A 12,272-nucleotide genomic window follows, 5' to 3' on the forward strand; every position below is an offset into this window, starting at 1 on the left:
GCTTTTTTGAGAGCTTAAAATTCATTTAGGGTTAGTTTTTTAAATGTATCTTTGCTATTATCAAAAGGATAAGTTGTACAGATTATTGGAGGGCTTTTAATGGAAAATAATGATATTTTAATACGCGTAAGATATGCGCTAGATATAAAAGAAACCGATATGGTTGAGATATTTAAACTCGGTGGCACAGAGGTCACAAGAGCAGACGTGCAACTTCTTCTTAAGAAAGAGGACGATGAAGAGCAACTCACATGCAATAACTTAATGTTAGAGTCGTTTTTAGATGGCTTGATTATTTTTAAAAGAGGTAGGCAAGATCCTAAGCCAGGACAAGCGGAATTGCCAGCACGTTCTGGGAAGCAAAGTCCTAACGTGAATAATATGATGCTGAAAAAAATAAAGATAGCTTTGTCTTTAACGAGTGAAGATATGTTGGATATTTTCGAAAACGCAGGAATTGCTATTTCGAAGGGTGAGTTAGGTGCATTGTTAAGAAAAGAAGGCCATAAAAATTATAAAGAATGTGGCGACAAATTTGCGAGAAACTTTTTAAAGGGATTAGCAATTAAGTATAGGGGATAGTAGCAGCAGGTGGATATATGATACATACACATTTAAATGAAACGATTCGTTTCGAGATTAAATATAAAAATCGAAAGTCTATAGGCATTTCAATAGACGGGTATGGCAATGTGGAAGTGCAGGCTCCTAAAGGAATATCCGAAGATATAGTTATACGAGCTGTTGAGGAGAAATGGAGTTGGATACAAGAGAAGTTACAAGAACTCAACGAAAGAGCAAAGGGTTTTAAGCAGAAGGTATATGATGAAGGAGAGACCTTTTTGTATCTGGGTGAAACTTATCCGATACGCTTTACTCATGATGGGAGTCTTGAGCGAGATATAGTTGAGTTTCGCGGTGACGCGCTGCATATAAATGTGAAACAACTTGACGACGATGCCATCAAGCAAGCATTAAAACGGTTTTATTACCAACAATGCAAAGCATTAGTAGAAAAGAGCGTTGCCTCTTATCAAAGTCATTTCAAAATGAAGCCGCGTTCGATCCGTATTACTGATAGTAAAACAACATGGGGAACGTGTGACTCAAACCGCCAGTTGACTTTCAATTGGCGCCTAGCCATGGCACCACCTGAAGTGCTGGACTACGTAGTCGTTCATGAAATGTGTCACATGATGCATATGAATCACGACCGCTCCTTCTGGCGTCTCGTTGGAAAAATAATGCCCGATTACAAAGAACAAGAACAGTGGCTAACACTATCAAACTGGAAAATGACCGTGTAGGAAGCATGGGGACGGTTCTCATGCTTCCTTCGGTTGCCGAAGGAAGCGGGAGAACCGTCCCCTATTTGCCAAATTAATGAAAATATGAGATAATAAAGGAAATTTCGAAGGAGGGAAGTAAGTTTATGATGCCATCAAATTGCTAATATTAATTTATTTTTAAAATTAATATGATTTTGTATTGAGCGAAAAAATGCCTATTTTGTTAGGTTTATTTGTTATGCTCTTTATGGAAATGGCAATTTAGAAGGTAACTAACTTACTTACTAATATCGAGTTTATAATTTATTAGCGAACCAGGTATGTTCTATATTTGGTAGCAAGACATAGGCAACGTCATGTGCTTTTTTAAGTGCGCCTTTTTGGTAATAAATTATATTGATACCGTACATTAGACCGTAAGAAGAAACCATCTTCTTATGGTCTTTTTTATATGCACAGGAAAGAGGGAAGTAACTAGATACAAGCACTGGCTTTGGAAAGTAAAGGACTTTTCTAATATGGAATGTATGTCGCTTCAAAGCAACTGATGAAGTTAAAGAGCGGCTTGCAAGATTAGAACTTCATAGCTTGTCTCAGTCAGAGGTGCACCTTTCTTGTTGTATAAACACTAAATAGTAACGATGCTTCTTTATGCCATCCATAAAATGCGTAACCAACATTATGGATGAAAGAAGGAAAATTATATGTTCGAATTAAAATTACAAGGCATAAAAAAATATATGGAAGCCACTCTAGTTTTAAAAAATATCACTTTCGAAGTATATGAAGGTGAGAAGGTTGGCGTTGTCGGTGTAAACGGAAGCGGAAAGAGTACGATTCTTAAGCTAATAGCAGGAATTGAACCGATGAATTATTACCCTGGTTATCCGCAGACATCAAGCTATGGCTACGATGAGGGCTTGATTCACATATCAAGGAGAGCTACGAGTGCCTATCTTGAACAATCCCCTGTTTATCCTCAGGGTTTAAAGGTACAGGATGTGCTAAACTTGGCGTTTGAAGAGGTTGATAACATTGAGAGTCAAATGCGAGATTTAGAAGAGCAGATGAAAGTACTCGAAGATGTTGAATTGGAAAGAGTTTTAAATAAGTATAGTGATTTAGTTCAGCTTTATGAAGTCAAAGGTGGATACGAGAAAGGTGAAAAATTAAGTAAGGTTTGTACAGGTTTGAAGTTTGACGAAACTTTTTTAAATAAAGATTTTGATTTGTTAAGCGGTGGAGAAAAAACGAGAGTAGTGCTTGGGAAGTTACTGATTCACACCCCGGACATTTTGTTACTTGATGAACCAACGAATCACCTAGATATGGATTCAGTCGAATGGCTTGAGGGATATTTAAAGAGCTATAAAGGGATTGTTATGATTGTATCCCATGATCGTTATTTCCTTGACCATGTTGTTACTAAAGTGGTGGAAGTAGAGGACATGGAATCTATCACTTATAAAGGCAACTATTCGTCGTATATTTGCCAAAAAGAAGAAAATTTGCGGATTCAATATGAGCAATATAGAGAGCAACAGAAAAGAATACAAGCGATGGAAAAGAAAGTTCTGAATTTAAGAGATTGGGCTATGAGAGCTGATAATAATAAGTTTTTCAAGAGAGCTGCCAGCATCCAAAAGAAGCTAGATAAAATGGATCGAGTTGATAAACCTGTGTTTGAACGGCAGAATATGAAGGTTGATTTCAATGATACAGGACGATCTGGTAAAGACACAATAAAAGCAGAAGGGCTGTCAAAAAACTATGGCGACAAACTAATTTTTAAAAATGGTAATGCTATGATTCATTACGGTGAAAGAGTGGCGTTAATCGGACCGAATGGTAGTGGGAAGACTACCTTCTTGAAAATACTGTTAGGTGAGGAGCAGCCGGATAGCGGTGTAGTGAAATTAGGAGCAAGCGTTCAGGCAGCGTATTTACCGCAAAATATTATTTTTAATAACGAAGACCTCACTGTTTTAGAAGCGTTCCGAGAAGACATTACTATACTGGAGGGAAAAGCGCGGGAATATCTTTCTAAATTTATGTTTTATAAAGGCAGCGTTTTTAAAAAGGTTAAGCATTTGTCTGGCGGAGAGAAAATTAGGTTAAAGCTGGCGATGCTGTTATTTCAGGATATTAACCTATTAATTCTCGACGAGCCCACGAATCACCTTGATATAGACTCCATAGAAACACTAGAAGAGGCATTAGAGGATTTTCAAGGTACAATCTTCTTTATTTCACATGATCGATATTTTATTAATAAAATGGCACAGCGGGTGCTTGCTATTGAAGATTTTGCTTTAAAAAGCTATATGGGCAATTACGACTATTATAAAAAGGAAAAAGAAAAGCAATGCGGGCAAGAGAATGCCGACGTACTTAAGTCAAAAACGACCGGAAAACAAGTTCCTGAAAATTTGAGTTTGCAAGCGCTAAAAAAACAAGTTTCTAAACATGCTAATTCGAAATCACTGCAAGCTAAAACTGTTGCGAAAATTGAAAGTCTTGAAGATGAAATTAATGAAATTGAGCATGCGATGGAGATTGAAGCGGCCGATTACGAAACACTTAATAAGCTATATGCTAGAAAGCAAGCTTTAAATAACGAGCTAGAATCGGCAATGGAACTCTGGATCAGTGTAGCAGACTAACGGCAGAGTGGGGACGGTTCTCATGCTTCCTTCGGTGAGCGAAAGAAGAAAGCATGAGGAACCGTCTTTTTGCGTCTTTTTCTAGTAGTGGTTGCCAACGGAAGAGGTCAGGGTAGTCCTGGGATCTAAGCTTCGAGCAATCATTGGTCCCGCACATCCTTAGGGAGCAGAGCCCCTTTTTGTATCTCGTTTTAGCAAGAAGAGCCCAGAGGAAGACCTGGGTAACCCCCTGCACCAGAAGTGCCAAGGGAACTTGGCAGACCGAGAACCGTCCCCGCGCATCCACGAGCATCAGATTTTGTCACGTAACTTTGGCAGAGTGAGAACCGTCCCCATGCGTCCTTAATTTTTATTTCCTTTTTTTGTAACAAAATGCATTCTCTGTAACATGGGTAAAGTGGGATAATGATAATGTAAAAGTGCTATTTCGAAGGAAACAACCCAAAACAAATACTATCATGCAATACAACCATTTACATATAAGGAGCTGGCGTTATGGAGAAGCTTGCAAAAATTAATGATGTTTCCATTAAAGAGTCTGCGCAGAAGTATTCGGTCAGGGCCAAAGTTAATATTTTTTGTAAAACAATATGGAAAGAGAATGTGAGTGGGAAAACAGCAATTTTTATTCACGGTGGAGGATCTGGTGGTGACCATTCTCTTTGTGTGAGACCAGCGAAGCATATGATACAAGCTGGTTTATACAGTAAGGTGCTTACTCCTGATCGGAGGGGGGCTGGGCAAAGTTCTTTACTAGAGAAAAAGCCAACGTTCAAAGACAATGCAGAAGATATGAAAGCTCTTCTAGATAGTATGGGGATTCATGAAAAGGTCACGGCTATTGGAATCAGCTATGGTGGACCAGTCGCCTTAACATTAGCAGCCATAGATAGCCGGGTAGATGAAGTTGTATTACTGGCTTCTTCGCCGAGCTTAGACCCTAAAGGAATCACGAAGTTAACTTACAAACTAGGATTTTTAGAGCCAATGATAAAAAGCTTTTATAAAAAGAACTTAGGTAAGCTTGAACCAAAAAATATTGATTTTGATGCATCTTATGATGTAGAAAGTCAAAAAGAATTAACGACGTTGTTTACTGAAAGCATTAAACATACACCAGCTGAAAAGCTAGACTCTTTAATTTATGAAAATGCAGCGACACTTGATTTAGAAAACGGAAGCATAGACCGTAGCATTCAGCTAGACATCCCAATCTATCAAATAATTGGTGATAGGGATACAACTTGGGAGATTAATATGGTGGAAAATTACAAAGATCGATTTCCTAATTGTAAAGTTAAAATTTTACCTGGGTTTAACCACAAAGATGTATTTACTAAAGCGCATGATTACTATGCAGAAGTCATTACCTTTTTACAGCAATATGCTAAGGTATCTGTTTAGAGAAGGTGATTAAATGGGCGTTACAGAGATTACAGTAAAAGATCCACTACACAAGCTGAAAAAACGTGGTGTACCTTATAAATATGATTTAAATGCATACAGAGGTTGTAGCCATGGGTGTATATACTGCTATGCCATGAGTGGTCATAGCTATTTAGGTGAGAAGGATTTTACGAAAGAAATTTTTGTAAAAACAAACATTGCAGAGGCGTTAGAAAAGAAACTAAGCTCACCAACATGGGTGCGTGAGCCTATAAATTTAGGTGGTGTTTGCGATAGCTATCAGCCTATAGAAAAACAGTATGAATTAATGCGTGATGTTTTAATGGTTATGATTAAGTACCGGAATCCTGTTGTAATTAGTACGAAATCGAGTTTAATAACAAGAGATATAGACCTTATCGATGAGCTTGCCCATTACACGAAAGTAAATGTAGCTCTTTGCATAACAACCTGTGATAACGAGACATCAAAAAAAGTGGAGCCTGGAGCAGCTTTACCAGAAAAACGACTACAAGCACTCAAGATGCTATCTGCCACGAAAGCGACGACGGGTCTACATCTGTTTCCGATTTTGCCTTTCCTAGCAGATGATCACGATTCTTTAGAAACTATCGTAAAGTACGCCTCTATAGCGGAGGCTGACTACATGTTGACCGGGACACTATACGTAACAGGCGGAATTCGCAAGCGCTTCTTTTCATTTATTCATAATAACTATCCGCAGTACTATGATGATTACGTGAATATTTACCAAAAGGGCGGCGCAAATCAAGAGTATAAAACAAAGGTCCATAACTATCTAGCTGAAATGAGGCAGAAATACCAAGTCAAAACCAAACATGAATATCTAAAACAAAAATAATGTGTGTCGGCAGAGTGGGGACGGTTCTCATGCTTCCTTCGGCGAGCGAAAGAAGAAAGCATGAGAAACCGTCTTTTTGTGTCGTTTTCTAGTTGTGGTTGCCAACGGAAGAGGTCGGGGTTGTCCTGGGATATAAGCTTCGAGCAATCATTGGTCCCGCACATCCTTAGGGAGCAGAGCCCCTTTTTATATATCGGTTTAGCAAGAAGAGCCCAGAGGAAGACCTGGATAACCTCTTGCACCAGAAGTGCCAAGGGATCTTGGCAGACCGAGAACCGTCCCCATTCATCCAATGCTCTAGCAATTTGGCAGAGTGAGAACCGTCCCCATGCATCGTTCTTTGTTTCGCCACGGAATTGTCACTTTAATTTTGAAAAAATTGTTAGTGTCTTCTTTTATAATAGATTAATAGGTAAAAATCACGCGATAATTTGTGAAACGATGAACAAGATAACGAAAGATAAAATCACGAGGGGGATTCTACACATATGCGATACCGTCATATATTCAAAGAAGGACAAATCGGTCATGTCGCTTTAAAGAATAAAATTGTAATGCCTGCTATGGGGACTAATTTAGCTGGATCAAATGGTGAGGTAACGGATCATCTGATTCGCTACTACGAGGAAAGAGCTCGTGGGGGCACAGGCTTAATCATTACTGAATTTACATCAATAGATTATGAATATGGAAAAGGCTCGCTTAATCAGCTAAGAATTGATGAGGATTGCTTTATAACAGGAATTCATCGATTAGCAAAAACGGTGCAAAAATATGGCACAAAGCTATTTGTTCAATTACATCATTCTGGCAGAGAGACAACCTCTAGGTTGTTAGGCGGTAAACAGATTGTAGCGCCAAGTCCTGTTACATGTGCAGCTATCGGAGAAGAACCTAGGGAACTAACAAATGCAGAAGTGAAAGACATTATTAAAAAATTTATAGCAGGCGCTGTTCGAAGCAAAATAGCTGGTGCGGATGGCATAGAGCTTCACGGTGCACATGGCTATTTGATTAATCAATTTTTGAGCCCTAATACGAATCTACGGACGGATGAGTATGGAGGCACTTTTGAAAATAGATTCAGGTTTTTAAAGGAAGTTGTTCTTGGCATTAAGAATTACTGCGGTGCAGACTTTCCTGTCATTGTTCGATTAAGTATTGACGAATTTGATGAAGGTGGCACGGATGTTGAGTTGAGCAAGCGAATATGTATAGCTTTAGAACAGCTAGGGGTGGATGCGATTCATGCCAGTGCTGGAAACTATAATTGTAAAGAAAAAATTGTCGACACACCGCTGTTTGAGCAAGGGTGGAAAGTGTATTTGGCAGAAGAAGTGAAAAGTGTAGTAAATATTCCCGTTATAACAGTAGGGTCTCTACGTGAGCCAAAGTATGTCGATGGCATATTAGCTGACAAAAAAGCAGACTTCGTAGCGATTGGTCGTGGACAAATCGCAGAGCCCGACTGGGTACGTAAAGTAAGGGAGGGTCGCGAACAAGAAATTCGTATGTGTATTTCCTGTTTGCATTGTTTATATTCAAAAACGCATATCCAATGCTCGGTTAACGCAAGAGTCGGTCGTGAATTAGAGTTTACAGAGTTAAACCGTATTGATGAAACACGCCGTGTAGTCATTGTTGGCGGAGGACCAGGCGGAATGGAAGCAGCAAGAGTACTTTCCCTCAAAGGCTACGAGGTGATTTTATTTGAAAAAAATGATCAACTTGGTGGACAATTGACACTAGTAACGGAACCAAATTATAGACCGAAAATGCTGCGTTACATTGATTATCTTGCTAATGAAATGAACCGATTACAAGTTGATGTTCGATTAAATACAGAAGCCACTGTTGAAAAGATAAAAGAATTAAATCCGTTTGCAATATTCTTAGCAACAGGCGGTGAACCGCAAATCCCAAATATAGAGGGTATTAATCTTCCGAATGTCAGTCATTATATAGATGTTAAATTAGAGAATAGTGCACTTTCTAACAAAAAGATAGCCGTTTTAGGAAGTGGTATGGTATGTCACAGTACTGTTCGGAGATTAGCTGAAAAAGGGAACGATGTGACATTGATAGAAATATTGACGAAGTCTGCTATGAAAATAAGTCCACAAACGAGAGTTAGATTGCAAGAAAAATTGAAACACCAAGGCGTCGAAATCATTACAGAACATGCCGTCAGTAAAATCCTACCAGATGCTATTGTCGTGGAAGATAAAGAATCAGGAAAACAGACCGAAGTTGTTGTGGATCATGTTGTTGTCGCTATGGGTGTAAAGCCATATAATCCATTAGAAAAGGTATTGAAGAGGCATTTTAATAATACCTTTGTATTAGGAGACGCAGCGGGCCATGCTTCTCTTGGGGAAGCTACAAAAGGTGGATTTGAAAAAGCATATCTTATCGAATTCTTGACAATAAACGAGCGTAAAGGTGAACTAACGGAAGTTTTCTAAAAATGAAGCAAAGGGACGGTTCTTGTGCTTCCTTCGAATACCGAAGGAAGCATGAGAACCGTCCCCATGTTTCCAAAAGGAGCTAAAACTGCATGACACAACCTTTTAAAGTCATAATTGTTGATGATCACCCTTTTTTTAGGCAAGGTGTTAAATTGTTCCTGAGCGGTGTGAAGGATTTAGAGTTAATTGGGGAATACTCAAGTGGTGAAGAGGCTTTGGAGAACGTCTCTACTTTTGAGCAAGCGCATGTAATTTTAATGGATTTGCAAATGCGTGGAATCGATGGTATAGCTGCGACTACAAAACTAATCAGTCTTCATCCGGAACTTCGTATTTTAATTTTAACAAGCTACGGAAGTGAGGATAAAATTAGAGAAGCACTCCAAGCTGGTGTAGCAGGGTATTGTTTAAAGGATGCTCCTCCTGAGGAGCTAGTCACTGCTATTCAAGCCGTTGCTGAAGGAGGCACATATTTAGGAAGAGGTATCGATCTAAGGGTTCTCGCTCAAGGGACAGCAGGCCATATTGATACTGATGAGAATAGTAAATTACTAGATAGTTTGACACAGCGTGAGCTAGATGTACTAAAGCTACTTGCAAAAGGCTATGGAAACAAGCAAATTGCTGAAGAGTTATTTGTAAGTGAAAAAACCGTTAAAACGCATGTCGCGAATGTATTACATAAGCTAGAGGTTACATCGCGAACGCAGGCTGCCTTGCTTGCTAATCAGTATGGAATAAGTTAACGGTCTTAATCAAATAAACGGAATAAGATAACAAATCTTCATAGAAAATTTGGAATAAGCTAAGGGGTCCCACAATATGAAGCATATAAGAAAGGCTATGTTACTTGGATTTGTATTTGGAGTCTTCTTTTTACTTTTGGCGTATTTAGGCCATTTCGAAATAAAAAAACAGTTTATATGGACGATTCCCTTTTTAGTGTCTTTGTTATGCGGCCTAGGAGTTATTGTTGCTTCGTTCACTAGTAAACTATTAGCAAGTAGAGGCATACCAGATGGAGCAATGAACACAGCTATAAGCTTTGTAGCAGCAGCGATCGTTAATATTTTAGTCATGCTAATCATCATGTCTCTATCGGGTGACTTTTACATGCAAGAGGAGGTCCTGCTTTTTAGCATATTAGGTCTCGCAGGTGGGGCGGCTTATGGTGCTTATCATTTTCGAATTGAACGGGTAAGAGAGAAAATGAGATTTTTAGAGGAGTTAAATAAAAAAAACAAACAGCTTCAAGAGGCTACGCGTGTATTAACGATTACAGAGGAACGGAACCGCCTAAGTCGGGAGCTTCATGATTCTGTGTCACAAGGGCTTCACGGTTTAGTATATGCCATGCATTCACTCCGACACGAGTTGACACAGCCTTCTGATAGAACGACAGCGATATTAAGTCATATGGAAGCGACCGCACAAGCTACATTAAGTGAGTTAAGAACCATGATTCAGGAGTTAAAGCCTTCTTTATTAGCGGAACAAGGGTTGGAAGAGTCAATACGAGTCACGGTACATTTGTTCTCTCAAAGAATGGAGATACCGGTAGAAATAGATTATAATTTGCCACAACAAGTGCTGCCTGAGGTAGAGTTGACAATATATCGTGTAACGCAGGAGGCCTTTGCGAATATTGAGAGACATTCGCAAGCAAAGCATGTTCAATTAAAAATAAGTGACGAAAAAGACCAAGTGCTGTTGACCATCTCAGATGATGGGAAAGGGTTTGCAAAAATGTCATCAAGTCATGGCAATGGCTTGAGAAATATGCGTCAACGTGTTGAAGAAGTAGGAGGAACGTTTGACATTGTTAGTAAACCATATGTAGGCACTACACTTATAGCAAAGTTTCCGTCAAAAGGCTGATATAAAAAATCAGCCTTTTTGTGTACCTTAAATTCATTACTTTGAACGTTTTGGAAGCCACCTTTACTTGGTAAGATGAAATCAAATAAGAGATGGTTCAAGTGAAAGAGGTGCTGAAAATGATTGAAGTAAAACATGTAATGAAGCAATTCAAGGGAAAGCAAGCCGTGCGTAATGTGAGTTTTACTATTGAACAAGGTGAAATCTTTGGATTTTTAGGTCCAAATGGCGCAGGAAAAACAACAACAAGTCGGATGATGATTGGATTGTTAAAGCCATCTGAGGGAGAAGTATGGATAGACGGGTTGAATGTTCAGACTGATACGAAAAAAGTACATGAACGTATCGGGGTAGTGTTTGAGCTTCCGAACCTATATAGCAAATGGACTGTTTTGGCGAACCTACAGTTTTTTGCAAAGTTATACAACGTACCCCATGACAAAATTAATGAAGTGATGGCAAGCTTGCAGCTTACTGATCGAGCCAATCAAAAAGTAGGTTCTTTATCGAAGGGGTGGAAGCAACGGGTACTGATAGCAAGAGCGTTATTGCATAACCCGAAAATATTATTTTTAGATGAACCAACAAGTGGTTTAGACCCTAATACAGCAAGGCTTATTCGTGATTATATATACTCATTGAAGTGTCAAGGGACTACGATTGTAATGACCACACATGATATGAATGAAGCCGATGAATTAAGTGATCGTGTTGGTATTATGCACAAAGGTTGTTTAGTGGCTCTAGATACTCCGCAAAGACTTAAGGAGAAGTTCGGTGAAGATACAATGGTGGTTGAGTATAGAGACGATGAAGGAGTAAAAAAGGAGAAGCTACCACTGTATAGTGAGGAGACAACAGAATTTTTATATAAAAAAATGAAGGATGAAGTTGTGATAAGTGTTCATTCACAAGAAGCGACATTAGCTGATGTTTTTGCAAAATTAACGGGGAGTGAGTTAAGTTGAATAATAAATTAACCTATCAATTAATCAAACACGAATTTGTTGATTTTTTTAAGCAGCCACCTTTATGGATGCTTGTTGTTTTGCCAGTTGTTATGTCAAAGGTAATTATCGGCCTAATGGACGGAGTAGACCAAGAACTTATGCTGTTACCAAGCTGGATTATATTTGCTCAAGTCATGGTCGGATTGCTCATTATTGCACCTGGATTTATTGAAGAGAAGGAGCATAAAACACTTGATGCGTTGTTGATTTCTCCTCTAAGCTTACGTCAAATTATTTTTGCCAAGTGCTTTGTCGTATTAGTTTTTTCGCTAATATCTCAGATGTTTGTGTATATGGTTAACTTTGGAATTACAATGGAACTTCTTACACTTGTGCCGATGATGATTATAGGAGGGGGCTTATTCGTACTAATCGGCTTACTTGTTGGTTTAACGATGAATTCATCAAAAACATCATCAGCAGTTTCCTCCATAATTATGGTCGTGTTATTTATGACAGCGTCGTTTTATCAGCAGTTTCCAACATGGGAGGATATTGTGCAATTCGTGCCGAGTGTCACAGTTGCTGAAAATATCCAAGCCAGCCTAAACAGTGCGATAGTAGGATTCGACTTACTAATGCTTATAGTGTGGATTGCTTTGCTTACTATTACTGTGCATTTCCTAGTAAAAAGAGAAACAGCATAAGGATGTATGGGGACGGTTCTTGCGCTTCCTTCGGTAACCGAAGGAAGC

Annotated in this window: 10 protein-coding genes; all 10 read left to right on the forward strand. The window is 38.9% G+C overall.

Annotated elements, in window-relative coordinates; genetic code table 11:
- Positions 1 to 99: 99 nt before the first annotated feature.
- The 10 genes from EJF36_RS02535 to EJF36_RS02580 all read left to right on the forward strand — a co-directional run bounded on the left by EJF36_RS02535 (position 100) and on the right by EJF36_RS02580 (position 12,224).
- Positions 100 to 582 carry a YehS family protein gene (locus EJF36_RS02535; protein WP_125904857.1) on the forward strand — a complete coding sequence of 161 codons (483 nt, stop codon included), beginning with the start codon at positions 100 to 102 and terminating at the stop codon, positions 580 to 582.
- 17 nt (positions 583 to 599) lie between these two features.
- Positions 600 to 1,307 (forward strand): M48 family metallopeptidase, encoded by a 708-nt coding sequence (locus EJF36_RS02540; protein ID WP_125904858.1) that lies wholly within the window; start codon positions 600 to 602, stop codon positions 1,305 to 1,307.
- Between the two features lie 686 nt (positions 1,308 to 1,993).
- Positions 1,994 to 3,952 (forward strand): ribosomal protection-like ABC-F family protein, encoded by a 1,959-nt coding sequence (abc-f, locus tag EJF36_RS02545; RefSeq protein ID WP_125904859.1) that lies wholly within the window; start codon positions 1,994 to 1,996, stop codon positions 3,950 to 3,952.
- Positions 3,953 to 4,447: 495 nt separating this feature from the next.
- Positions 4,448 to 5,356, forward strand: coding sequence for an alpha/beta fold hydrolase (locus tag EJF36_RS02550; protein ID WP_125904860.1), 909 nt, complete (start codon positions 4,448 to 4,450; stop codon positions 5,354 to 5,356).
- A gap of 13 nt (positions 5,357 to 5,369) precedes the next feature.
- Positions 5,370 to 6,221 carry an SPL family radical SAM protein gene (locus EJF36_RS02555; protein WP_125904861.1) on the forward strand — a complete coding sequence of 284 codons (852 nt, stop codon included), beginning with the start codon at positions 5,370 to 5,372 and terminating at the stop codon, positions 6,219 to 6,221.
- A 488-nt stretch (positions 6,222 to 6,709) separates the two neighbouring features.
- Complete coding sequence (locus EJF36_RS02560; protein ID WP_125904862.1) at positions 6,710 to 8,686, forward strand: oxidoreductase; 1,977 nt, start codon at positions 6,710 to 6,712, stop codon at positions 8,684 to 8,686.
- Between the two features lie 92 nt (positions 8,687 to 8,778).
- Positions 8,779 to 9,435: a LuxR C-terminal-related transcriptional regulator gene (locus EJF36_RS02565; protein WP_125904863.1), complete on the forward strand. Its 657-nt coding sequence runs from the start codon at positions 8,779 to 8,781 to the stop codon at positions 9,433 to 9,435.
- Positions 9,436 to 9,511: 76 nt separating this feature from the next.
- Positions 9,512 to 10,567 carry a sensor histidine kinase gene (locus EJF36_RS02570; RefSeq protein WP_125904864.1) on the forward strand — a complete coding sequence of 352 codons (1,056 nt, stop codon included), beginning with the start codon at positions 9,512 to 9,514 and terminating at the stop codon, positions 10,565 to 10,567.
- A gap of 119 nt (positions 10,568 to 10,686) precedes the next feature.
- A complete protein-coding gene (locus EJF36_RS02575) occupies positions 10,687 to 11,535 on the forward strand; it encodes an ABC transporter ATP-binding protein (protein ID WP_125904865.1) in 849 nt (282 codons plus the stop codon).
- The gene (locus EJF36_RS02580) at positions 11,532 to 12,224 is read left to right on the forward strand and encodes an ABC transporter permease (protein WP_125904866.1); all 693 of its coding nucleotides are present in this window, start codon (positions 11,532 to 11,534) and stop codon (positions 12,222 to 12,224) included. Before EJF36_RS02575 ends, EJF36_RS02580 begins: the two co-directional genes overlap by 4 nt.
- Positions 12,225 to 12,272: the final 48 nt, after the last annotated feature.

Origin of the sequence: Bacillus sp. HMF5848, from assembly GCF_003944835.1 — a bacterium.
In the GTDB taxonomy this organism is placed as follows: domain Bacteria; phylum Bacillota; class Bacilli; order Bacillales; family HMF5848; genus HMF5848.